The following is a 23,122-nucleotide window of genomic DNA, read 5'->3' as shown; positions in this document are numbered from 1 at the left end:
TGACGAAATTGCGTGATTCCTATTACAGTCTAATCCATAGATCGGACATCCCACGTCCGACGAACAGACATTTTTCTCTCGGAGGTGGAAAACAATGCCGATCAAGGACGTGGCAAACAAATCCATGGAACGTCGAAATTTCCTCAAGATCAGCGGCATGATCGGTGCCGCGGCGGTCTTCTCGTCAACCCTCGCCGCCTGCTCCTCGGGCGACACCGGCACCAGCACCGGCGCTGATGCCAGCGGCGCGGCAGGATCCCTGGCGCTCACCGCCGGCATCTCCTACGCGCTGTCGACCGGCTTCGACCCGATGACCTCGTCGGGCGCGACCCCGTTCGCCGCCAACATGCACATCTTCGAAGGCCTGGTCGACCTCCACCCGGCAACCCGCGAGCCGTACCTGGCCCTCGCCGCGGCCGATCCGAAGCAGGTCAACGACACCACCTGGGAAGTCGAACTGCGCAAGGACGCGAAGTTCCACAACGGCGAGCCGGTGACCGTGGACGACGTGGTCTACTCCTTCGAGCGCGTGCTGGATGAGAAGAACGCTTCGCTGTTCGCCCAGTTCATCCCGTTCATCAAGTCGGTCAAGGCCAAGGGAGATTCCGCCGTGACCTTCACGCTGAACTACGCCTTCCCGCTGTTCCCGACCCGCATCTCCGTGGTCAAGGTCGTCCCGAAGGCCGTTGCCTCCAAAGATCAGGCAGGCTTCGACGCCAAGCCAATCGGCTCCGGCCCGTACAAGTTCGTCTCGGCGACCAAGGACGACAAGATCGAGTTCGCCAAGTTCGCTGACTACAACGGCAAGTACGCCGCCAAGGCCGACACCATGACCTGGTTCCTGCTCTCGGACGCCGCGGCCCGCGTGACCGCCATGGAGTCCGGCCGCGTCGCAGCCATCGAGGACGTGCCGTACCTGGACGTAGACCGCCTGAAGTCCAAGGTCAACGTCGAGTCCGTGCAGTCCTTCGGGCTGCTGTTCCTGATGTTCAACTGCGAGCAGAAGCCGTTCACCGACGTCCGCGTCCGCCAGGCCCTGCACTACGCGCTGGACACCGAATCGATCATCAAGACCGCGCTGCTGGGCAACGCCAAAGCCGCGACCTCCTACGTGCAGGACACCCATCCGCAGTACGTGAAAGCCGACACCGTCTACACCTACGACCCGGCCAAGGCCGAGTCGCTGCTCAAGGAAGCCGGCGTCACCTCGCTGAACTTCGAGCTGCTGACCACCGACACCTCCTGGGTCAAGGACATCGCCCCGCTGATGCTCGAATCCTGGAACAAGCTGCCGGGCGTCACCGTGACCATGCAGAACCTGCAGTCCGGCGCGCTGTACGCGGATAACGTGGACGCCGGCAAGTTCACCGTGGTGGCCGCCCCGGGCGACCCGTCGGTCTTCGGCAACGACCTGGACCTGTTGCTGTCCTGGTTCTACCGCGGCGACGTCTGGCCGAAGAACCGCTTCCGCTGGACCGGTACCGCCGAGTACAAGGAACTGCAGAAGAACCTGGACGCCGCGGTGAAGGCCAAGGACGAGGCCGGCGCCAAGGCCGCCTGGGCCAAGGCCATCAACCTGGTCGCCGCGCAGGTGCCGCTGTACCCGATCCTGCACCGCCAGCTGCCAACGGCCTGGGACTCGGCCAAGCTCGATGCCTTCCAGCCGCTGCCGACCACCGGAATCTCCTTCGTCGGAGTTGCACCGAAGGGCTAGCGCCTTCCTGCTTCGATGAAGGCCTCGTGCAGGGCGCCGCGTCCGGCCGCACCCGGGTGCGGCGCCCTGCACACCCGCCGAAATATTCTTCCCCAAAACCCAACGGAGTCATTGCGTGGGAAATTTCCTGAACTTGCTGCTGCGCCGCCTGGCGGCGCTGCCGGTGATGATTTTGGGCATCTCGCTGCTGGTGTTCATCATCCTCAAACTCGCCCCCGGCGATGAGGCGACCAGCGCGCTGGGCGAAGGCGCCAGCGCCGAGGCCAAAGAGGCCTACCGCGAGGAGCGCGGCCTGGACGACCCGCTATTCATCCAGTACTTCTCCTTCCTGGGCCGCCTGATCCGCTTGGACTTCGGCGTGACCACTCCGCCGGCCCAGCCGGTCTCCGAGATGATCGCCAAGGCGTTCCCGCTGACCCTGCAGCTGACCTTCCTGGGCGTCATCATCGCCGTGGTCATCTCCCTCATCTTCGGCGTCATCGGCGCGCTGTACCGCGACAAGTGGCCGGACCAGCTGGTGCGCATCTTCTCCATCGCGGCCATTGCCACCCCGTCCTTCTGGCTTGGCATCCTGCTGATCCAGTGGCTGGCCCTGGGTGAGAACCCGCTGTTCCCCTCCGGCGGCGCGGCCCCGGCCGGATCCGGTGCGGGAACCTGGCTGCAGCACATGGCGCTGCCGGCCCTCGCGCTGGCCATCCCGGTCTCCGCCTCGCTGATCCGCGTGGTGCGCACCTCGATGGTGGAGGAGCTGGACCGCGACTATGTCCGCACCGCCATCGGCAACGGAGTGCCGCGCAACGAGGTCATCAGCCGCAACGTGCTGCGCAATGCGCTGGTCACCCCGGTGACCGTGCTGGGCCTGCGCATCGGCTACCTGCTCGGCGGCGCGGTGGTCATCGAAATGATCTTCTCGCTGCCCGGCATGGGCCAGCTGATCATGAACGGCATCACCAACCAGGACACCAACCTGGTCCAGGGCGTGGTGCTGGCCATCGCGATCACCTTCGTGCTGGTGAACATCGTCGTCGACCTGCTCTACCTGCTGATCAACCCGCGTATTAGGACGGTGTAGCAAATGACCATCATGGCACCGCGCAACAAGCTCGTGGCGCGCCTGAGCGACTCGGGCGCACGCTTCAAGTCACTGACGCTGGGTTCGAAAATCGCCCTGGCCTTCCTGCTGGTCATCGGCATCATCGCGGTCATCGCGCCGCTGATCGCCCCGCACGACCCGCTGGCCACCGGAATCCCCGCCCAGCCGCCCAGCGCCGAGAACCCCTTCGGCACCGACCGCCTGGGCCGAGACATCTTCTCGCGCCTGCTCTACGGCGCCCAGTCCTCGCTGCTCGTGGGCCTCGGCTCGGTAGCGCTGGCCCTGCTGGCCGGCGGCCTGCTCGGCTCGCTGGCGGCCACCGGCTCCAAGTGGGCCAACGAGACCATCATGCGCATCATGGACATGCTCATGGCGTTCCCGGGCATCGCCCTGGCCGCCGCGCTGCTGGCTTCGCTGGGCAACACCCTGCCGGTCATCATCATCTCCATCGCCGTGATCTACACCCCGCAGATCGCCCGCGTGGTGCGCGCCAACGTGCTGGCCCAGTGGGGCGAGGACTACGTGCGCGCCGAACGCGTGATCGGCGCCGGACGCTTCTTCATCCTCATCACCCACGTGGTGCGCAACTGCGCCGCCCCGGTGCTGGTGTTCGCCACCGTGATGGTCGCCGACGCGATCATCCTCGAAGCCTCGCTATCCTTCCTCGGAGCGGGCATCCAGGACCCGGCCCCGAGCTGGGGCAACGTGATCTCCTACGGCCGCACCCTGGTGCTCAACGGCGCATGGTGGGCCACCACCTTCGCCGGTTTGACCATCTTGCTGACCGTGCTGGCGCTGAACATCCTGGCCGAAGGAATGACCGACGCGCTGGTCAACGTCAAGGGCTCGGCCAAGAAGAAGGCCGCCGGCGAGGAAAAGGCGCAGGTTGCCAAGCAGGCAGCTGACACCGCCGAAGCCGAACGCCTGGAAGCCGAACTCGCCGCGCTGGCCCGCACCGAGGCCGCGCGCACCGACCGCCTGGTGCTCGACGAGTCCTCCGGGGCCCCGCGCACCATCCTCGAGGTCAAGAACCTGTCCATCCGCTTCCCGGAACGCTACGAGGACACCCCGATCGTGCAGAACGTGTCATTCTCGGTGCGCGAGGGCGAGACCATGGCGCTGGTCGGGGAATCCGGCTGCGGCAAGTCCATCACCTCGCTGGCCATCATGGGCCTGCTGGGCCCCAGCGCCAAGTTGTCGGGCTCCATCACCTTCGAGGGCCGCGAGCTGCTGCCGGCCACCGCCGACGGCGGAACCCTGGCCGGGGACGACAAGGTCTACAAGGGCCTGCGCGGCGAGCAGATCGCCATGGTCTACCAGGATGCGCTGTCTAGCCTGAACCCCTCGATGCTCGTGGGCGACCAGCTGCGCCAGCTGACCCGCCGCGGCGGGCGCAAGAGCCCCGAGGAGCTGCTGACCCTGGTGAAGCTGGATGCGGCGCGGACCATGAAGTCCTACCCGCACGAGCTCTCCGGCGGACAGCGCCAGCGTGTGCTGATCGCCATGGCCCTCTCGCGCAGCCCCAAGCTGGTGGTCTGCGACGAGCCGACCACCGCGCTGGACGTCACCGTGCAGAAGCAGGTCGTGGACCTGCTCAACGAGCTGCGCGAGCAGCTAGGCTTCGCGATGGTCTTCGTCTCCCACGACCTGGCCCTGGTGGCCTCGCTGGCGCACCGTGTCACCGTGATGTACGCCGGACAGGTGGTCGAATCCGGGCCGATCAGCGACGTGCTGATCGCCCCGCACCACGAATACACCCGCGGCCTGCTTGGCGCGGTGCTCTCCATCGAGTCGCAGGCCGACCGCCTGCACCAGATCCCCGGCACCGTCCCCAGCCCGTACGACTTCGCCGACGGCGACCGCTTTGCCGAGCGCTCCCAGCGCCCGGATGCCGACCCGGATGCGCACCTGGCCTTCGTGCCGGTGTCCGCCGGCAGCGAGCACCGTTGGGCAAGCCACCGCGGCGCGGGCGACACCCCGGTTGCAGAACAGTCAGGAGCAGCGCGATGAGCACCACCAATCGCCATCCGGTCATCGAACTGAAGGACATCCACGTCCACCACAAGATCCGCGGGTCAAAGCTCTTCTCCCCGCGGCTGGTCAAGGCAGTGAACGGCGTGGACTTCTCGGTGAGCCGCGGGGAAACCGTGGGCATCGTGGGCGAGTCAGGCTGCGGCAAGTCCACACTGGCCTCCGTGCTGGTCGGCCTGCAGGAGCCGACCAGCGGCACCGTCCTGTTCCAGGGCAAGGAAGTGGGCCGGCGCAACGCCGCCGCGCGCAAGAGCTTCGGCCGCTCGGTCGGCGTGGTCTTCCAGGACCCGGCCACCGCGCTGAACCCGCGCATGAGCATCATGGACACGCTCACCGATCCGCTGCGCGTGCACGGCATCGGCACCGCGGCCAGCCGCCGGGCCAAGGCCCTGGAGCTGCTCTCCGTGGTGGGCCTGCCGCCCTCGGCCGCCTCCGCGCTGCCCAGCCAGGTCTCCGGCGGCCAGCGCCAGCGTGTGGCCATCGCCCGCTCGCTGGCCCTTGAGCCCGAAGTCATCGTCGCGGACGAGCCGACCAGCGCGCTGGACGTCTCAGTGCGCGCACAGGTGCTGAATCTGCTCACCGACCTGAAGGCGCAGCTGAACCTGGGCATGGTGTTCATCTCCCACGACATCCAGACCGTGCGCTACGTTTCGGACCGCATCTGCGTGATGAACGCCGGGCAGATCGTGGAAGAGGGCGACGCGGCGCAGGTCTTCGACACCCCGACCAACGACTATACCCGCACCCTGCTCGGCGCCGCCCCCGAGCTGCTGGAGCACTAGCCGCCGGCATCCTTGCGGGCACAGAAGAATTCGACCCGGCGTCCGCCGGATCATCAGTAGAAAGAACAAGTTTCGTGGCATTTGCGAACAACCCCAAGTACACCGGCGTCATCCCGCCGGTAGTCACCCCGCGCACCGCCGAGGGCGCCATCGACGTGCCGGGCCTGCGCTCGGTCGTGGAGCACCTGGTTACTGGGGGAGTGACCGGCCTGTTCGTGCTCGGCTCCTCCGGCGAGGTCCCCTACATGACCAACGCCGAACGCGAGCTGGCGGTCTCCACCATCGCCGAGGCCAACAACGGCCGCGTGCCGCTGATCGTCGGCGCCAACGAGCAGACCACGCAGCGCGTCATCGAGGAGGGCCGCCGCATGATCGAGCTCGGCGCCCAGGCGCTGGTGGTCACCACCCCGTACTACGCGCTGTCCAACGCCGCGGAGATCGAGGCGCACTTCCGCATCATCCACGCCGCCCTGGACACCGACATCTTCGCCTACGACGTGCCGGTGCGCACCCACGTGAAGCTGCCGCTGGACGTTGCGGTCCGCCTGGCCAAGGACGGGGTGATCGTGGGCGTGAAGGACTCCTCCGGCGACGACGTCTCCTTCCGCCAGCTGCTGCTGGCCACCAAGGACATTGAGGGCTTCTCGGTCTTCACCGGCCACGAGGTCGTGGTGGACGGCGCGCTGCTCGGTGGCGCGCACGGCGTGGTGCCGGGCCTGGGCAACGTGGATCCGGCAGGCTACCGCCGCCTGTTCGACGCCGCCGTGGCCGGCGACTGGGCGCAGGCGGCCAAGGAGCAGGACCGCCTGGCCCGCGTCTTCGACATCGTCTACACCCCGGACTCCTCCCGCGTCTCCGGCGGTGCCGCAGGCCTGGGCGCCTTCAAGACCGCCCTGGTGGAAATGGGCATCATCGCCGGCAACACGATGAGCGCGCCGATGGCCGACCTCAACGTCTCCGAGGCCGCCGCCATCCGCGAGATCCTGGCCGAGACCGGCTTGCTGGGCGCCAAGTAGGTCCGCCCGGCATGCAGCACAATCCCCGCGGCGCCGGTGCGGTGATCGCCCTGGACCTGGGCGGCACCAAGATCGCCGGCGCCGTCATGGACCCGCAGGCCGGCATCCTGGCCTCGAGCGAACTGCCCACCCCTGCCACGCAGGGCGCCGGCGCGGTGCTCGAGGCCATGGCCCGGCTGGTCGCCGACCTGCGTTCGCGGACCGGGTGCCGCATCGACGGCCTGGGCCTGGGTGCGGCCGGGGTCATCGACCCGGCCACCGCCCGCGTGCTCTCGGCCACGGACACCATCTCCGGCTGGGCGGGCACCGACCTGGCCGGCCAGCTGCGCGAGCGCACGGGCCTGGAAACCCGGGCGGTCAACGACGTGCACGCGCACGGGCTGGGCGAAGCCCGGTTCGGTGCTGGCCGCGGCGCCCGCGAGGTGCTGCTGCTGGCCGTCGGTACCGGCATCGGCGGATCCCACCTCATCGACGGGCAGGCGCACTCCGGCGCGCACCACGTGGCCGGGCACATGGGCCACCTCGACTCCCCGCTGGCCGCCGGGATCCCGTGCTCCTGCGGGCGCACCGGGCACCTGGAAGCCATCGCCGCCGGGCCCGCCATCCACCGCCACTACCTGCGGCTGGGCGGCGACCCGGGCGCGGTCGACACCCGCGCGGTGGCCCGCCGGGCCGAATCCGGCGACGAGCTGGCCGTGGCGGCGCTGCGCGCCGGCGCACTGGCCGCGGGCATGGCCGCGGGGTCGCTGGCGAACATCCTCGACCCCGAGCTGGTCATCATCTCCGGCGGCATGGCCAACGCCGGGGCCGCCTGGTGGCAGTGGCTGCGCGAAGGCTACGCCGCCTCCGCGATCGACTCACTGCAGGGCACGCAGCTGGTGCCCGCGCAGCTGGGCACCAGCGCCGCCTTCTACGGCGCCGCGAGCCTGTTCTGGACCCCCGAAAGGACAACTCCCTGATGCTGCTGACTCCAGCCCAACTTGAAAGCCTGCGGGGCAAACTCATCGTTTCCGCGCAGGCCTACCCCGGCGAACCCATGCGGCTGCCGCAGACCATGGCGCAGGTGGCCGCCTCGGCGGTCGTCGGCGGTGCGGCAGCGGTGCGCGTGCAGGGCCTGGCGGATATCCAGTTCACCCGTTCCGCGGTGGAAGTCCCGGTCATCGGCCTGTTCAAGGACGGCCACGAGGGCGTGTTCATCACGCCCACCGTGCACCATGCGCTGGCAGTGGCGCAGGCCGGGGCGCACATCGTGGCGCTGGACGGCACCCGCCGCGAGCGGCCCGACGGGCTGAGTCTGGAGCAGACCATCCGCGCCGTGCACGAGAACAGCGGCGCACTGGTCATGGCCGACTGCGGTTCACTGGGCGATGCGCTGGCCGCGGCCGAGGCCGGAGCGGATTTGATCGGAACCACGCTGGCCGGATACACCGGTGAACGGGCGAAGACCGAGGGCCCGGACCTGGAGCTGATCTCCCAGATCGCTGGTGCCGGGCTGGACCGCCCGCTGGTCGCGGAGGGACGTATCCACACCCCGGCCCAGGCGCGCGCGGCCGTGGACGCCGGCGCTTTCGCCGTGGTCGTGGGCACCGCCATCACGCACCCGGCGACCATCACCTCCTGGTTCGGGGACGCACTAAGAGGCGGCTAGGATTGCGCGCAGCGCACCCTGACCCCCATCCCAGCGGGTGGAGCCCCGCACAGCTCCGCCCGCTGGGGTGTTTTCTCTTTTTAAGCGAATAATGCGATGACTGGTTATGAAATATTCATGATTTAAGATTAAAAGGCTTCTCAAGGTGACGCGGAACACCTAGGCTGGGGTGACATCCTACGTCTGATCTCCGACGAGGGATGGCATCGCAGTGCACCCCCAATGAGAGGAACATGCCCCCATGTCGCAGCCTTCCACCCGTACCCGCCGACGATCCCTTGCCCTGTCGGTGGCAGCATCCCTGCTGGTGCCGCTGTCGCTGGCCGCCCCGGCCCAGGCCTCCGGCTCGCTCAGCGAAGCCAACCCGGCCGCGGCCCCTGGCCAGTTCGAGGAACAGAACCTCGCGCAGGACCGCACCGACGCGAACTTCTTCTACCGCATCCCCGCCCTGGTCCATCTGGGCGACGGCGTCGTGCTGGCCTCCTGGGACGCGCGACCGGGCAGTGCGGCCGATGCGCCGAACCCGAACTCCATCGTCCAGCACCGCAGCGTCGACAACGGCAAGACCTGGGGTCCGATGACCACCGTGGCCGCCGGCTTCCCCGGCAGCGCCGCCGAAGGCAAGTACGGCTACTCTGATCCGAGTTACATTTTCGACAAAGAATCCGGAAAGGTCTTCAACTTCTTCGTCTATTCCAAGGACCAGGGCTTCCATGGCAGCACCTGGGGCCATGACGACAGCAACCGGCAGGTGATCAGTGCCGCTGTGGTCGAATCCTCGGATGGCGGCGAGACCTGGAGCGCGCCGCGGTTGATCACCGAAGTGGTCAAGCCCGGGGACGGGCCAGTTCCCGGTGCGGTGCGCAGCACCTTCGCCACCTCGGGCGCCGGCATCCAGGTCGCCCGCGGAGACTACAAGGGCCGGCTGATCCAGCAGTACGCCGGCGACGTGGTGCAGGCCAACGGCTCGCGAACCTACCAGGCGTACTCCGTGTACTCGGACGACCACGGGGCCACCTGGCGGCGCGGCGAGTTCACCGGAACCTCCATGGACGAAAACAAAGTGGTCGAGCTTTCCGACGGCAGGATCATGCTCAACTCGCGGGATTCGGCCGGCGGCGGCTTCCGCAAGGTCGCCATCTCCGAGGACGGCGGCCATAGCTACTCCGCCGTGAACCAAGACCGCCAGCTGCCGGACCCGACCAACAACGCGCATCTGACCCAGATGTTCCCCCAGGCGCAGGCCGGCAGCGACGACGCCAGGAAACTGCTGTACACCGGCGCCAACTCGCAGACCGGACGCGAAAACGTGTCGGCCCGGGTGTCCTGCGACGACGGCAAGACCTGGCCGGGACTGCGCACCATCCGCCGCGGCTTCTCCGCCTACTCGGTGGCCACCGCGCTGGATCACGGGCGCTTCGGTGTCTTCTACGAGGGCAATTACACGGACTCGATGCAGTTCGCCGCTTTCGACGAGGAATGGCTCAACTACGTCTGCGCACCGCTGAGCGCCCCGCAACTGAATGCCCAGGCAGGCGCCAACAGCCAGCTGGAAGTCACCATCAGCAACCAGGAGGAGCACGCGATCGAGGGCACGCTGCAGGTTGCCGCGGGCCAGCCGATCAGCTCCGAGCCGTTGCGCGTGGACAGCGTGCCCGCCGGCGGGCAGCGCACGCTCACCCTCCCGGTGGCAGTGTCGGCGCTGGCCAATGGCAAGCACCGTATCCAGCTCGAATTCACCGCCGCGGACGGCACCATGTCGCAGTCGCTCATCGATGCGTCCATCGCCGGCAAGGAAGTCACCGGCCTGAGCGTCGAGGGCGAACGCGCCGACACGGGCCGCGACCTGGGCACCAACCCGTACACGGCCGGGGAGAAGCTTCCCTACACCTTCTCGGTGAAGAACACCGGCAATATCAACCAGTGGGTGGTCCCTACCGAAGGCAACTTCGCGCCCTTCGCCGCGCGCCCGGTCGGTGAGCCGAGCGATGCAGGCAACTGCCGCTACTCCAACCTGGCCGCCGGGGCCTCCTACCGCTGCACCACCCCACGGCACACCGTCACCGCCCAGGAGCTGGCCGACGGCTTCTTCACCCCGCTGAGCACCTGGACCGCAGGAAAGCTCAGCGACTACCGCGCCGTGGTCAATGACTACCAGGTCAACGGCGGCGAGGTCGACCTGCTCACCCGCCGTCCGGCACTGGATGCGCGGTCCGCGGAGCCGGTCTTCCACGACCTGGACGGGGACGGCTACGCCTCCCAGGGCGACACCGTCAGCTACGAGGTCACCGCCACCAATACCGGCAACGTCCGGCTGACCGGCGTCGCCGGCAACGGCCTGGAGCTCGGTGACCTGGCCGCCGGGGCCAGCGCCACCGGCACCCTCACCCGCCAGCTGGGCGCCGCGGACCTGGAGGCCGGCGTGCTCGCAGCGCAGACCGTGCCGCTGGGAGGTGCCAACGGGTTGAAGCAGGCTGCCACTCAGGTGCGGCTGGCCGAGACCACGCTCACCCTGGCCCCTGCCGGGCAGGCTTCCGCCAAGCCGGGCAAGGCAGTGCTCTCCAGCGAGGGCGAGCCGGGCAGCGATACCTTCGCCATCCGCATGCAGTTGCGCTCGGGAGCGAACGCCACCGAGTTCATCCTCCTGCAGGACGGCAAGGACATCGCGCGCCAGGAGCTGACTGCCGCCACCGGCGGCGTACAACAGGCGCTCGTGGAGGTGCCCGGCCTGTCCAAGGGCAACCACCGTTTCCAGGGCGTGCTGGTCAATGAGGCGGGAAGCAAGAAGACCGCCACCCAGACGGTCAAGGTGGACCGCGCCGGATAGTCCCGGCCGGAACAGCGCCTGAACCCAGAAGTTCGGCCCCACCCCCGTCACGGGGTTGGGGCCGAACTTCTTGCCCGGAGAATTAGGAGTTGTTCTGGTAGCCCAGCCGTGCGCTGATTCTCCGCGCGGTGCGCACCACCTCGGTGCACAGGCGCTCCAGGTCCTCGGAGGAAATGCGGTAGTACGGGGCGGCCACCATGACGCTGGCGATCACCTCGCCGCGGTGGTCGTACACCGGGGCCGCCACGCCTACCTCATCGCGCGAGGTTTCCCCGTAGTTGAACGCGTAGCCGCGGCGCTGCGCCACCTCCAGCCGGGTCAGGTAGTCCTCCGGGGCCATCACCTGTGGCAGTTCGATCTTCCCGGAGTCCAGCAGCTCGCGCACCAGCTCGTGCGGCTGGGCGGAGAGGAACACCTGGACGGTGGCGCTCAGCGCGGTGCGGTAGCGGCTGCCCATGACCGAGGTGTGCTTGACCAGGCGGGTGGAGGGGATCTGCTCCACGGTGACCGACTCCCCGCCGTCCCAGATGGTCAGCGCGGCGCTTTCGTCGGTGCTGTCGCGCAGGTCCTTGAGCAGCGGGTAGGCGACCTGGCGCACGTCCAGGTTGGCCAGCAGCGGACCGGTGATCGCGATCAGCCCCAGGCCGAGCTTGTACTTGCGCGACTGCTCGTCGCGTTCCACGATGCGCTCCTGCTCCAGGGTCGCCAGGATGCGCGAGACGCTGGACTTGTGCAGGCCCACCTCGGCGGCGATCTCGGTGACTCCCACCAGCGAGCGGTCCACGGTGAAGCAGCGCAGGACATCGATCACGTTGACGATGACCGAGGCCCCGCGGCCCTCGCCGGCACTCTCGGTGCGCGCCTTGGCGGAGCTTTCGTTCTCGATGGTGGTCATTCGGACTCCTGAGGGGTTGTCTTCAACTACAAATCATCCTAGCCGGGTGCGCTAGGCACTCGGCGGACAGTTGCTAGGCCAGCGGCTTGCGGCTGGTTTCCATCGAGCAGGCCACAGCGATCAGCGAGATGACCGCGGCGCCCATCAGGTACCAGCCCGGGGCGAGGAGGTTGCCCGAGGTAGCGATGAGCAGCGTCGCCACGAACGGCGCGGTGCCGCCGAACAGCGCATTCGATAGGTTGAACGAGACCGCGAAGCCCGAGTAGCGAACCTTGGTCGGGAACATTTCGGCAAGGAAACTGGGCAACGTACCGTCGTTCAGGGTCAGCATGCCGCCAAGCAGGACCTGCACCAGGATGATCACCAGGAAGTTGCCGGTGTCCAGTAGCATGAAGGCCGGCACGGTGAACAGCACGAACACGACCGAAGCGCTCATCAGCACCCGCTTGCGCCCGAAGCGGTCCGACAGCATGCCGGTGAGGAAGATGAAGCCGATGTAGGTGGCCAGTGCCACCGTGGTGGCCAGGTAGGAGCGGGTGGCGTCCAGGCCGAGTTCCTCGGAGAGGTAGGTCGGCATGTAGGACAGGATCACGTAGAAGCCCACGGCGTTCAGCAGCACCGCGCCGGCGGCCTGCAACAGCTGGCGCCAGTAGTTGCGGAACAGATCGCGCACCGGGGAGGCTTCCTGCGTCTCGGATTCCTCGGAGGCCTCGAGGAAGGCGGGCGAATCTTCCAGCTTGGTGCGGATGTAGCGGCCGATCAGGCCCATCGGCGCTGCCAGCAGGAACGGAATACGCCAGCCCCAGCTTTCCATCTGCGCCGGCTCCAGCACGCCGGTGAGTACCGCGGCCATCAGCGAACCGAGCAGCAGGCCTGTGGCGGTGCTGGCGGGCACGACCGCGGCGTACAGCCCGCGGCGATTGGCCGGGGCGTATTCGACCAGGAACGCGGAGGCGCCGGCGTATTCGCCGGCCGCGGAGAAGCCCTGGATCAGGCGCAGGCCCAGCAGCAGCAGCGGTGCGCCGAAGCCAATGCTGGCGTAGCCCGGCAGCAGGGCGATGCAGGCGGTGGCGCCGGTCATCAGCAGGATCGACCAGGACAGCGCCTCGCGGCGGCCGATCTTGTCGCCCAGGTGGCCCCAGATGAAGCCGCCCAGCGGACGGACCAGGAAGGAGATGGCGAACACGCCAAAGGTCATCATCAGCGCCAGCTGGCGGTCCTCGGACGGGAAGAAGACCGCGGCGATGGTCACCGCCAGGTAGCCGTACGCGGCATAGTCGAACCACTCAACAAAGTTGCCGATGAAGCTGGCGGCCACGACCTTGCGCCGGGTGGCGCTGTCGATGCTGCGCGGTGCCTGCTGCGGTTCGGAAGAGGTGCGCACCGCGCTGGGTGCCGGTGAATGCTCGGGGGTTGTCATGTGCCACCGCCATTGGTGTCGAAGGAATATTGGTTGCAGTGATTGCAACTTCGTTGCTTAAAGCTATGGGTGATTTGGCTCACGGTCAAGGGTTTTGTGGAATGTGACCGGTGCGTGCGCCGGGGGTCATTTTTCCGCGGTTTTGCGGGCCGCGAGGGCCGCCCGGTGGGAGCCGAAGCCCGATAGGTCGAGTTCTCCCGGCGGCCCCCAGACCACCAGGACGCGTAGCTCCTCCGGGCCGGGATTCACCAGGTCGTGGTCCACCCCGGGCAGGGCCAGTGCGCTGTCGCCGGGGCCCAGGATGCGGGTGTCCTCGCCGATGCGCATGCGTGCGGTGCCGCTGAGCACCTGGTAGAACTCGGTCAGGGCTTCCTCGCCCTCGTGGCGGTGGAATCCCTCGAAGCCGCCGGGCGGGATGCTCCAGGTCTGGATCGCCACCGGTAGCCCGGTGCTGCCGAGGAAGTGGTGGCTGACCTGTAGGGGCGTGCCTTCGTGCATGCAGTAGTCGAACGCCGAGTCATCGCGCCGCTCAAACATGGTGGGTTACTCCTGGGGGTCTGCGGGGGCTTTTAACGCCCCAGTGCCGGGACGCTGAACGGCGTCCCGGCACTGGGGCTTCAGGCCTGCGGGGCCTTAGGCATCGATGATGTTGTTTTCCGGACCGAAGCCGAACTTGGTGATGTTCTCAACGGTGTTATCCTCGTTGATCACCAGGATGTCGTGCTCGCGGTAGCCGCCGGCGCCCGGCTCGCCATCGGCGACGGTGATCATCGGCTCCATCGAGACGACCATGCCCGGCTGCAGCACGGTGTCGATGTCCTCGCGCAGCTCCAGGCCCGCTTCGCGGCCGTAGTAGTGCGACAGGACGCCGAAGGAGTGGCCGTAGCCGAAGGTGCGGTTGGGCAGCAGGCCGTGGGAGATGTAGATTTCGTTCAGTTCTGCGGCGATGTCCTTGCAGACTGCACCCGGCTTGATCAGCTCCAGGCCGCGCTTGTGCACCTCGACGTTGATGTTCCACAGCTCCAGGCTGCGGGCATCCGGCTCGCCCAGGAACAGGGTGCGCTCCAGTGCGGTGTAGTAGCCGGAGGTCATCGGGAAGCAGTTCAGCGACAGGATGTCGCCGCGCTCCAGCTTGCGGGTGGTGGCCCAGTTGTGGGCGCCGTCGGTGTTGATGCCGGACTGGAACCAGACCCAGGTGTCGCGCACTTCGCGGTGCGGGAAGGTCTTGGCGATCTCGTGGACCATGGCCTCGGTGCCGATCAGCGCGACCTCGTACTCGGTGATGCCCTCGCGGATCGCTGCCTTGATGGCCTCGCCGCCCAGGTCGCCGATGCGTGCGCCGTGCTTGATGACCTCGATCTCCTCGGCGGACTTGATCATGCGCTGGCGCATGGCGTCCTGCGAGACGTCGACCAGCTCGGCGCCGTCGAAGGCGGCGGCGATCTTCTCGCGGGTCAGGCCCGGCAGGAAGTCGTCCTCGACGCCGATGCGGCGGGCCTTGACGCCATCGCGGCGCAGGGCCTCCTGCAGGCCGAAGTAGAAGTTGTCACGACGCCAGTCGGTGTACACGATGTTGTCGCCGTAGCTGGTGCGCCATGGCATGCCGGCGTCGATGTTGGCGGTGATGGTGGTGGTGTTGTTCGCGGTGACCACCAGCGCGTAGTTGCGGCCGAAGGTGGTGTAGAGGAAGTCCGAGTAGTACTTGATGCCGTGGTAGCTGGTCAGGATCGCGGCGTCCAGGTTCTTGGCGGCCATGATCTGGCGCAGGCCGGTCAGGCGGCGCTCGAACTCGGCGTCCGAGAAGGTCAGCTGCTGCTTGGTGCCGTTGTGCAGGGTCTTCAGGCGCTCCAGCTCGGAGACGTTGGTTGCGTTGTTTGCGGTAGTGGTCATGTCGAAATCTCCTGGAGTCTAGGGCTCAAATAGAGCTTGAAGAAGAAAAGTGGTCAGCGCTTTCAGTCAACTTATTCAGATCAAAGTTGCATTGTCTGCAACGCTGTTGCACCTAGACTATTTGTGGTTCACGTCACTGTCAAGGGCTGCAGGAAAAGAATTTTCGCGGGCACTTCACACGCCGCTCCGGCGTCATCCGCGGGAATTAAATACGACACCGGGGCCGCCAACCTTTCGGCGGCGACCCCGGTGTCGTTGAAGCGCGGTTACTGCTCCGTTGAGCCGCGGTCCTGCGGGGCGCGTAATGCCTGGGTCCCATCGGGATCCGGGACGAAGGTCAGCGACGGGTCAGGGTTGTTGATGTCCTTCTCCAGTTGCTTGATCGCCTTGTCTCGCTTGATCAGGCGTCGTATCAGGTTAATGATCATCAGGATGATCACGAAGGAGAACGGGAATGCGCCGATGATGGTGCCGGTCTGCACGGTATCCACCACTGCGGTGCCGCCCAGCGTCAGCAGCACGGTGGCCACGGTGCCGATGCTCAGCACCAGCACGACGCGGAACACCGGGCCGGACTTGTGCGGTGCGGAGACGAACTCGCTCAGGGCGTAGATGCCCGAGTCCAGCGAGGTGACGTAATAGGTCGCCACCAGGATCGTGGCCACCACCATGAGGATGGTGCCCACCCAGGGCAGGTGCTCCAGCATCGCGAACAGCCCGGCCGAGGTATCCTCGCCGACAGCGTTGCTGACCGCGCGGTTGGTCTGGTCGTCGTAGTAGATGGCGCTGGCGCCGATCACTCCAACCCAGATCATCACGATCAGGGTCGGGATGACGGTCACGCCGAGCACGAATTCGCGGATGGTGCGCCCGCGGGAAATCCGTGCGATGAACCCGGCCACGAAGGGGGAGAAGGCGATGACCCAGCACCAAATGAAGACCGTCCACCAGCCGTTCCAGCTGTCCTGCCAGCTGGCCAGCGGGTTCGCGGTGATCCCCGCATCGGTCCACAGGCTCATGTTCACGAAGTTGGCCATGAAGCTGCCGAAAGTCTGCGAGATCATCGAGATGATGTACAGGGTGGGGCCGAAGATCAGCACGCCGGCAACCAGCACGATGCTCAGGATCGAGTTCAGGCTGGAGATGCGAGCCATGCCCTTGCTGATGCCCACGATCGCGGAAATGCAGGTGATGCCGGCGAAGATCGCGATGACCATCAGCCAGATCATGGGGGTCGAGGACAGCCCGGTGAAGGAGGCCAGCCCGGAGGTGAACTGCAGCGCGGCGAAGCCGAAGGAGGTGGCCAGCCCCAGCACGGTGGCGATGATCGCCAGCAGTTCGACGATGACCCCAGCCCCGCGTTGGGACCAGCGCGGCAGGATGTCCACGGTGGCCTCGCGGAAGGTCAGCGTCTTGCCCAGGTTGTGGTGCGAATAGGCCAGGCACACCGCCACGGCGCAGTACATGGCCCAGGCGGTCAGGCCCCAGTGGAAATAGGTCCACACGATGGCTCCCTCGGCCGCGCCCTGCCCATCGGCCGCGGGGATCACCGGGTTCTCGTCACGCAGCATGATCGGCTCGGCGACTGACCAGAAAATCAGCCCGATGCCCTGGCCGCAGGCGAAGAGCATCGAGTACCAGGCGAACTTGCTGTGCTCGGGCTTGGCCTTCGGCCCGCCTAGGCGGATGCGGCCGACCTTGCTGGTGGACAGCCAGATGCACACCGCCACGGTGAACACCGAATATAGGATGAACAGCCAGGTGAAGCGACCGGTGACGAAGGTGCGCAGCTGCGAGATGGTCTCCGCGGCCGCTGCTGGCTGCAGCAGCACCCAGACGAGCACGCCGATGATCAGCGTGGGCGGGATTAGGCGGATGAGCAGGCGGTCCAGCGGCGGGATGTTGCGCCCCATGAAGCGCGGCACCTCCACCGCCGGAGGGGGCAGGTCATTCTTCGCAGTGGTGAGGGGTTCGCGGTTGTCGCGTTGGTCTATGTCGTTGCGGGACATGCTACTTGACCTCCGCCGGCAGCGAGCCGAGGATCAGCTCGGCCTGCAGCGATTCGCTGACCGCGGTGGTGACCGCGTCCAGCAGCAGCCTGCCCTTCTCGGCGCTGGCGCCCACAGCGCTGGACAGGCAGCCGCTGGCCGGGGTCCGTGCCGGGTCCTCGGGGAAGATATCGTATGGGGTCAGCTTGGCCGGCGGGTGGTCCACCACGCGCGACATGTCGACCTTCTCCGGGTGCAGCAGCAGCATTAGCGAGGTTTCCAGCACCCCGCCGTGCTCGATGTCCCAGCCCAGGAACCCATCCGGGAAGACCTTCTGCAAGGTGTCTTCGTTGACGAAGTCCCAGTAGGACAGCAGCACGGCGCGGGATCCGGAGCCGTCGCGCCGCGAGCGGGCCACGGCGTTGTCCAGTCCCTCGTAGATGAACTGGTAGTTCTCGAAGTGCCCGTTGAGCACCACGACGTTCGTGAAGCCCTGGGCAATGAAGGAGGAGACCACGTCGTCGACCATTCCGGTTAGCGCTGCGGCGCCCAGGCTGGTGGTTCCGATGCGGTGGTTGCCGCCGCCGGAGCGCGGCTGGGACTTGTAGCCGTAGGAGAAGACCGGGGCCACCAGGGCGCCGATCTTTTCTGCGATCTGGCCGGCGATGGCCCGGGACAGCATGGCATCCACGCCCAGCGGCATGTGCGGGCCATGCTGCTCGGTGGCGCCGGTGGGAATGATGACCGTCGAGCCCTCTTGGGCGACTCGGGCGGCGAAGGTCTCGGCGTCAAGATCTTCAAGGAAAATGGCGGGCACTGGGCTCTCCTCGGTGATGGCGGCCGAAGGCCGCGGGAACTATTTACGCGGGGACGCAGCGTTGTGTTGCGTCCAGTGCAACAGGGTTGTGCAAAATCTTGCCAGTGACACCAGTCACAGTCAAGGGGTTGGTGCTCAGCTGCGCGGCTCGACCCGCGTTGGAGCCTCCTCGGCGATATCCTCGTGCCAGAGCGCCGGCTGCTCGCGGATGAAGCGTTCCATCAGCCCCGTGGCTTCCGGGTCATCCAAGACCAACACCTGGATGCCGCGCTGGCGCAGCCAGTCCAGCTCGCCAGGGAAATTCTCGGCCTCTCCGATCACGACCCGAGGGATCTTGAACTGCACGATGGCCCCGGAGCACAGGGCGCAGGGGGCCAGGGTGGTGTAGAGCGTGGTGTCGCGGTAGTCCGCGCGACGCCCGGCGGCACGCAGCGCGTCAATCTCGGCGTGCGCGGTCGGATCCGCCTGCTGCACGCGGCGGTTGTGACCCGCGGCGATGACTCCCCGGGAGTCGGCGAGCGATGAGCCGATCGGGACCCCACCCTCAGCTGCGCCGGCACGGGCAGCGTCCAGCGCCGCGCGGTAGCCTTCGTGGTCGATGCTCGTCAGGTTCATGGGTTGTCCTTTTCGGTGGGTGCGCCACGGCGCCGATCCCGAGAACTCGGGGTCGGCGCCATGGAATGGGGATTATTGATTGGGTTCAACTGTCGACGGTGGCCTTGGTGGACTCCGTGGCACCCGGGGCCTCTGGCCGGTTCACCGGCGGGGCCGCGGCATCCGGGGCCTGGGCGGTGCCCAGGTCGTAACGCTGTTCGAGGCGCAGGTCCTCGGCGCTGCCGAACTCCTTGAGGAATTCACCCTCGGATAGGTCCATCTTCAGCCCCAGCGGGACCCCGGCGTTGATGCGGGCGCGGAAGCGTGGGTAGCCCAGGGCGAAGTAGACCGCGGCGCTGGTCAGCGTGCCGCCCAGCCAGGAGAAGTCGATGCCTCCCACGGCGCTGGCGATCGGGCCCTGCAGTGCGGGAACCGAGCCGTACATGCACATCCACGTCATCACGATGCCGGCGGCGAACGCGATGAATGCCGACCAGTTGACCGATTTCAGGCGCGAGGACTTCGGATCGAGGAACAGGTAGGAGAAGTCCTTGTGCTTGCGCTCGAAGATGAAGTAGTGCACCGCCATGATGCCGCCCCAGGTGGCGACCCAGGCTGCGATGGAGGCGATGAAGTTGTGCAGCAGTTCGGCGAAGTCGTGCGCGTAGAGGAAGGCGATGACCGCACCCATGGCCAGCACGCCGACCAGGATGGAGATCTTCTTGCGCGAGACCTCGATGTCCAGGGCCTGGACCGCCACGCCGAAGGTGTACATGTTAATGATATTGGTGGCGATCGGTCCGTGGATGACCAGCAGGATCACCGGGATGGACAGGGCGCCGAAGCTCTCGACGACCAGCTCGCCCGGATCGGCGGTGCCGTGCTTGGTTGCCAGCGAGGCACCCAGTACGCCGAGCCAGACCACCGGCAGGAACTGACCGAGCACCGAGACGATGTACAGCTTGTGCGGCTTGATGCTCTTGGAGACAAAGCGCGAGTAGTCGGGTGCGTAGGTGAACCAGCCGATGCCCCAGCCGATGCCGATGGCGGTCATGATCGAGCTCATGGCGGCAATGCGCGGCATGCCGGTCAGCACGGCGCCTTCCGGGCCTGCGTAGCTCCAGTCGATGTCCAGCTGCGTCCAGGCGATGATCGACATGGCAACCAGTACGATCACGGTCGGCGGCATGGTCAGGCGTTCGAAACGCGAGATGGCGCGGTAGCCGCGGTAGCAGATGATGACCTGCAGGGTCATGATGACCGCAGCAACGGCGATGCGAATGAGCATGTTTTCCTGCTCCGGGTCGACCCATCCGATCTTGCCGAAGAGTGCCAGCACCAGGTCGAGGATGACCCAGGTGTTGATGGCCGACCAGCCGATGGCGATGACCGCCTGGATGGCTGCCGGCAGGTAGGCGCCGCGGCGGCCGAAGGCTCCGCGGGCGAGCAGCATGCCGGTCGCGCCGGTCTTCTGTCCGAGCAGGACGAAGCAGCCGAAGCCGAGCATGCCGATGACGTTGCCGATGACCAGAACGGTGATGGTGTCGGCGAAGCCCAGGCCCAATTGGATGCCCAGTGCTCCGAGGATCCAGTTGATCGGGGCGACGTTGGCGCCGGCCCAGATCCAGAACTGTCCGGACAGCTTGGTGGTGCGTACCGATTCGGGAATTGGCTGGAGCATGTCCTCAACTTCATGGGTTGCCTCTTCGGAACCCTTGGGACTTTGCACGTGCATGTCTCCTCATTCCATGCCGCAGCGAGTTTGCGGCTACCTAGTGGTTAGTGGATCGCTACAAAGCCTAGGGATTGAATGTGATCGGCGATACACTCATATCGTCGTATTTTGTCATCAAAAAGGTGACAAACTGACACCTACTTCATCGAATAAAGTTTCTGACCTGCAGTTTTAGAGGTATTCATGCTCGTATCACTGGGCTCAATTATTAACGAGCCGCTATTCCGCAGCGCCCGTCCGAAGCTGCTTGCCGGCGCCGCAAAAGTCGCGGAATCCCAGGTCCGCTGGGTGCATCCCAGCGAGGTGGTGCAAATTGCGAGCCTGCTGCACGGCAACGAAATGTTACTGACCACCGGTGAGGCGGTGTTCAAGCTGCGGCCCGAGGCGCAGCACGCCTACCTGCAGTCGCTGGCAGAGCGCGGGGTCGCCGCGCTGGTGCTGGAACCGCTGGTACCCGAGACGCTGATTCCGGCCGATTTCATTGCCGAGGCCGACCGGCTGTCACTGCCGCTGTACCGATTGCAATCCACGGTGCCCTTTGTGGAACTGGCGGAGAAGGTGAACCGGCGCATCGTCTCGGACCAGGCCGTCACGCTGCAGCAGGCCGACGAGGTCTCGCAGTACCTGGCCCGGCACATCGCCTCGGTCGGCCCCAACCTGCGTCCGCTGCTGGACATGATCGCTCACGCGCTCTCGGTGCGCGCGAGTCTGGTCGACCTGGCCGGCAGGGTGATGTTGGAATCTGCCATGCCGGGCACCGCTGCGTCCGAGGACGAGGGCGTCGAGGTGGCCACGGACCTGTTCGTCGGCAGCGATGTGGCCGCGCAGCTGGTCCTGCGCAGCAGCGGGGGGTTCACGCGCGAGCGCCTGGAGGTGATCGCGGACCGGCTGGGCAGCATCGTGGGGCTGGCCTATGCGCAGCATTACCGCCCCAGCGCGGTGCAGCTGGCCACCACCTCGCTGCTCCAGGCGGTGGTGAATGGCGCGGGGGAGAACTACGTCGTGGAATTGGCGCACCAGGCGCAGTTGGATGTCGAGATGCCGGTATGCCTGATGGTGTTCCAGAGTTACGACATGTCGCGCATCAGGGCCAGCATGGAGCGCGTGCTGCGCCAGCATGTGCCGTCAATCCGCACCTACCTGGAGGGAAGCCGGCTCTATGCGCTGCAGGTCCTGGCCGGCGACGAGCCGCGCGCCACCCGGACGGCGCTGGTCGAAACCCTGCGCAATGCGCTGTCCGGGATCTCCGTCGAATGCTGCGTGGGGCCGGTCGTGGACGGCGTGGGCCGCGCCGCTCGCTCGCTGGAAGAGGCGCTGCAGCTGGAGTCATTTGCCGCGTTGAATCCGGCCGAGGGGCGGGTGCGCGATGCCAGCGACTACGCGCTGGAGCGGCTTGCGGTGAAATTCCCCGACGCCTCGGAACTGGGCGAGTATGTGCGCGAGCAACTGAACGGGCTGCTGGAGCTGGGCCAGCCGCGCAGCCGACAACTGGTAACCACGTTGCTGACCTGGCTGGACACCGGATGCAATACGACTGCCACCGCCGCCAAGCTGTACCTGGAACGCCAGACGCTGCACAAGCGCCTGGGCAAGATCTTTGCGCTCATCGGAGGCGACCCGCGCGAGGACGGGCGGATCCTGGTTGTGCACCTGGCCTGCCGGTTGGCCCTGGGGGTGCCGCGGGGCCATGAGCCGGTCGCTAGAGGACTGCGCGCACCGTCTGCTCGAAGCTGACCACATGCTCGGCGGCCAGGCGCGAAGCCTCCAGGTCGTCGCCCTCCAGGATGAGCCGGATGAGCGTGGCGTGCTCTGAAATGTGCTCGTGGATATCGGGCAGCCGGTCCAGCACCATGCACCAGATCCGGGTGGCCAGATTGTCCAGCCGGACCAGCGTTTCCTCCAGGTGGTGGTTCTGCGTCGCCCGGTAGATCAGGCGGTGCACCTCCAGGTCGTATTCCATCAGTTCGCGGCGGTTCCCCTTGGGGTCCAGCGACAAGATGGCCTGCATGGTGCGTTCCAGCTCGGTGCGGTGGATGCCTCCGCGGTTCTCCGCCGCCTTGCGCGAGGCCAGCGGCTCGAGCACCATGCGCATCTCCGAGATGGCCGCCAGCTCGGTGATGTCCACGTTGGTGACGAAGGTTCCGCGGCGCGGGTAGGAAACCACGAGGTGGTCCACCTCAAGGCGCTTGAGCGCCTCGCGGATGGGCGTGCGTCCCATGCCCAGGTCCGCTGCCAATGCCGCCTCGTTAATTGGATCGCCGGGGCCGATGTCCATCATGATCAGCCGGTCTCGCAGGACGCGATACGAGCGTTCCGCCATGGACTCGCTGCCAGCTATCAGTTCGGTCGTGCTTGTCATTCCCATGCTCCCTTCGTTTCAATTCTGCCCCGATATGAAGCCGGGGAGAAATATTTTGGTCGACCCGTTGACGCGCTGTGAGTTAGATCATACGCTAGTGTTCAAACATTGATATATCAACCGTCGGCAATTCGTACATTTAGGGAGAATGCTTTGCTTCACACCCAATCACTTGTCGTAGATTCACTGACCGAGTCCCTTGCTTCGCTGGATCCGGAGGTGGCGCAGCGGATCGATGCTGAGCTGGCCCGCCAGCAGCGCGGCCTGGAAATGATCGCCTCGGAAAACCACACGGCCCAGGCCGTGATGCAGG

Annotated in this window: 18 protein-coding genes and 1 pseudogene; 10 read left to right on the top strand and 9 right to left on the bottom strand. The window is 66.6% G+C overall.

Features of this window, described 5'->3' with window-relative positions:
* The first annotated feature begins 94 nt into the window (after positions 1-94).
* From RF641_RS10820 to RF641_RS10785, 8 genes are all read left to right on the top strand, one after another.
* Positions 95-1,714 (top strand): ABC transporter substrate-binding protein, encoded by a 1,620-nt coding sequence (locus tag RF641_RS10820; protein WP_424573154.1) that lies wholly within the window; start codon positions 95-97, stop codon positions 1,712-1,714.
* 115 nt (positions 1,715-1,829) lie between these two features.
* On the top strand, positions 1,830-2,786 hold the full coding sequence (locus tag RF641_RS10815) for an ABC transporter permease (protein WP_424573153.1): 957 nt from the start codon (positions 1,830-1,832) through the stop codon (positions 2,784-2,786).
* Positions 2,787-2,798: 12 nt separating this feature from the next.
* Complete coding sequence (locus tag RF641_RS10810; RefSeq protein WP_424573258.1) at positions 2,799-4,817, top strand: dipeptide/oligopeptide/nickel ABC transporter permease/ATP-binding protein; 2,019 nt, start codon at positions 2,799-2,801, stop codon at positions 4,815-4,817.
* Positions 4,814-5,620, top strand: coding sequence for an ABC transporter ATP-binding protein (locus tag RF641_RS10805; RefSeq protein ID WP_424573152.1), 807 nt, complete (start codon positions 4,814-4,816; stop codon positions 5,618-5,620). The genes RF641_RS10810 and RF641_RS10805 overlap by 4 nt, the downstream gene beginning before the upstream one ends.
* 74 nt (positions 5,621-5,694) lie before the next feature.
* On the top strand, positions 5,695-6,636 hold the full coding sequence (locus RF641_RS10800) for a dihydrodipicolinate synthase family protein (protein ID WP_424573151.1): 942 nt from the start codon (positions 5,695-5,697) through the stop codon (positions 6,634-6,636).
* 11 nt (positions 6,637-6,647) lie between these two features.
* Entirely contained in the window at positions 6,648-7,595 is a 948-nt protein-coding gene (locus RF641_RS10795) for an ROK family protein (protein WP_424573150.1), read from the top strand.
* Positions 7,595-8,284 carry an N-acetylmannosamine-6-phosphate 2-epimerase gene (locus RF641_RS10790; RefSeq protein ID WP_424573149.1) on the top strand — a complete coding sequence of 230 codons (690 nt, stop codon included), beginning with the start codon at positions 7,595-7,597 and terminating at the stop codon, positions 8,282-8,284. Before RF641_RS10795 ends, RF641_RS10790 begins: the two co-directional genes overlap by 1 nt.
* A gap of 241 nt (positions 8,285-8,525) precedes the next feature.
* Positions 8,526-11,111, top strand: a complete 2,586-nt coding sequence (locus RF641_RS10785; RefSeq protein ID WP_424573148.1) for an exo-alpha-sialidase — start codon at positions 8,526-8,528, stop codon at positions 11,109-11,111.
* 82 nt (positions 11,112-11,193) lie between these two features.
* Here the strand turns inward: RF641_RS10785 and RF641_RS10780 are convergent, their stop codons facing one another.
* The 8 genes from RF641_RS10780 to RF641_RS10745 all read right to left on the bottom strand — a co-directional run bounded on the left by RF641_RS10780 (position 11,194) and on the right by RF641_RS10745 (position 20,450).
* On the bottom strand, positions 11,194-12,006 hold the full coding sequence (locus RF641_RS10780) for an IclR family transcriptional regulator (protein ID WP_424573147.1): 813 nt from the start codon (positions 12,004-12,006) through the stop codon (positions 11,194-11,196).
* A 73-nt stretch (positions 12,007-12,079) separates the two neighbouring features.
* Positions 12,080-13,426, bottom strand: coding sequence for an MFS transporter (locus RF641_RS10775; RefSeq protein WP_120991807.1), 1,347 nt, complete (start codon positions 13,424-13,426; stop codon positions 12,080-12,082).
* A gap of 126 nt (positions 13,427-13,552) precedes the next feature.
* Entirely contained in the window at positions 13,553-13,963 is a 411-nt protein-coding gene (locus tag RF641_RS10770; RefSeq protein ID WP_120991806.1) for a cupin domain-containing protein, read from the bottom strand.
* 96 nt (positions 13,964-14,059) lie between these two features.
* Complete coding sequence (locus RF641_RS10765; protein ID WP_120991805.1) at positions 14,060-15,316, bottom strand: aminopeptidase P family protein; 1,257 nt, start codon at positions 15,314-15,316, stop codon at positions 14,060-14,062.
* A gap of 266 nt (positions 15,317-15,582) precedes the next feature.
* A complete protein-coding gene (locus tag RF641_RS10760) occupies positions 15,583-17,325 on the bottom strand; it encodes a BCCT family transporter (RefSeq protein ID WP_424573146.1) in 1,743 nt (580 codons plus the stop codon).
* Between the two features lies 1 nt (position 17,326).
* Positions 17,327-18,121: a creatininase gene (locus RF641_RS10755; RefSeq protein WP_424573145.1), complete on the bottom strand. Its 795-nt coding sequence runs from the start codon at positions 18,119-18,121 to the stop codon at positions 17,327-17,329.
* A gap of 135 nt (positions 18,122-18,256) precedes the next feature.
* Positions 18,257-18,736, bottom strand: coding sequence for a nucleoside deaminase (locus RF641_RS10750; RefSeq protein ID WP_424573144.1), 480 nt, complete (start codon positions 18,734-18,736; stop codon positions 18,257-18,259).
* Positions 18,737-18,821: 85 nt separating this feature from the next.
* The gene (locus RF641_RS10745; RefSeq protein ID WP_424573143.1) at positions 18,822-20,450 is read right to left on the bottom strand and encodes a purine-cytosine permease family protein; all 1,629 of its coding nucleotides are present in this window, start codon (positions 20,448-20,450) and stop codon (positions 18,822-18,824) included.
* Between the two features lie 183 nt (positions 20,451-20,633).
* On the opposite strand from RF641_RS10745, the gene RF641_RS10740 reads away from it, so the two are divergent.
* Entirely contained in the window at positions 20,634-22,184 is a 1,551-nt protein-coding gene (locus tag RF641_RS10740) for a PucR family transcriptional regulator (protein WP_424573142.1), read from the top strand.
* On the opposite strand, the gene RF641_RS10735 is transcribed toward RF641_RS10740, so the two are convergent.
* A complete protein-coding gene (locus tag RF641_RS10735; RefSeq protein WP_120991801.1) occupies positions 22,150-22,809 on the bottom strand; it encodes a GntR family transcriptional regulator in 660 nt (219 codons plus the stop codon). The genes RF641_RS10740 and RF641_RS10735 overlap by 35 nt on opposite strands.
* A 153-nt stretch (positions 22,810-22,962) precedes the next feature.
* On the opposite strand from RF641_RS10735, the pseudogene RF641_RS10730 reads away from it, so the two are divergent.
* A pseudogene (locus tag RF641_RS10730) lies at positions 22,963-23,122 on the top strand (serine hydroxymethyltransferase); the annotation flags it as partial.

Origin of the sequence: Arthrobacter sp. 'calajunan', assembly GCF_046940185.1 — a bacterium.
Lineage (GTDB): Bacteria > Actinomycetota > Actinomycetes > Actinomycetales > Micrococcaceae > Glutamicibacter > Glutamicibacter soli.
This window is presented reverse-complemented; position numbering and strand designations above follow the sequence as displayed.

Bases quoted from the DNA above. Each gene is read 5' to 3' on its own strand.
- RF641_RS10820 (WP_424573154.1), top strand. From the start codon at position 95: ATGCCGATCAAGGACGTGGCAAACAAATCCATGGAACGTCGAAATTTC.
- RF641_RS10810 (WP_424573258.1), top strand. From the start codon at position 2,799: ATGGCACCGCGCAACAAGCTCGTGGCGCGCCTGAGCGACTCGGGCGCA.
- RF641_RS10805 (WP_424573152.1), top strand. From the start codon at position 4,814: ATGAGCACCACCAATCGCCATCCGGTCATCGAACTGAAGGACATCCAC.
- RF641_RS10795 (WP_424573150.1), top strand. From the start codon at position 6,648: ATGCAGCACAATCCCCGCGGCGCCGGTGCGGTGATCGCCCTGGACCTG.
- RF641_RS10790 (WP_424573149.1), top strand. From the start codon at position 7,595: ATGCTGCTGACTCCAGCCCAACTTGAAAGCCTGCGGGGCAAACTCATC.
- RF641_RS10785 (WP_424573148.1), top strand. From the start codon at position 8,526: ATGTCGCAGCCTTCCACCCGTACCCGCCGACGATCCCTTGCCCTGTCG.
- RF641_RS10780 (WP_424573147.1), bottom strand. From the start codon at position 12,006: ATGACCACCATCGAGAACGAAAGCTCCGCCAAGGCGCGCACCGAGAGT.
- RF641_RS10775 (WP_120991807.1), bottom strand. From the start codon at position 13,426: ATGACAACCCCCGAGCATTCACCGGCACCCAGCGCGGTGCGCACCTCT.
- RF641_RS10770 (WP_120991806.1), bottom strand. From the start codon at position 13,963: ATGTTTGAGCGGCGCGATGACTCGGCGTTCGACTACTGCATGCACGAA.
- RF641_RS10765 (WP_120991805.1), bottom strand. From the start codon at position 15,316: ATGACCACTACCGCAAACAACGCAACCAACGTCTCCGAGCTGGAGCGC.
- RF641_RS10760 (WP_424573146.1), bottom strand. From the start codon at position 17,325: ATGTCCCGCAACGACATAGACCAACGCGACAACCGCGAACCCCTCACC.
- RF641_RS10750 (WP_424573144.1), bottom strand. From the start codon at position 18,736: ATGAACCTGACGAGCATCGACCACGAAGGCTACCGCGCGGCGCTGGAC.
- RF641_RS10745 (WP_424573143.1), bottom strand. From the start codon at position 20,450: ATGCACGTGCAAAGTCCCAAGGGTTCCGAAGAGGCAACCCATGAAGTT.
- RF641_RS10740 (WP_424573142.1), top strand. From the start codon at position 20,634: ATGCTCGTATCACTGGGCTCAATTATTAACGAGCCGCTATTCCGCAGC.
- RF641_RS10735 (WP_120991801.1), bottom strand. From the start codon at position 22,809: ATGACAAGCACGACCGAACTGATAGCTGGCAGCGAGTCCATGGCGGAA.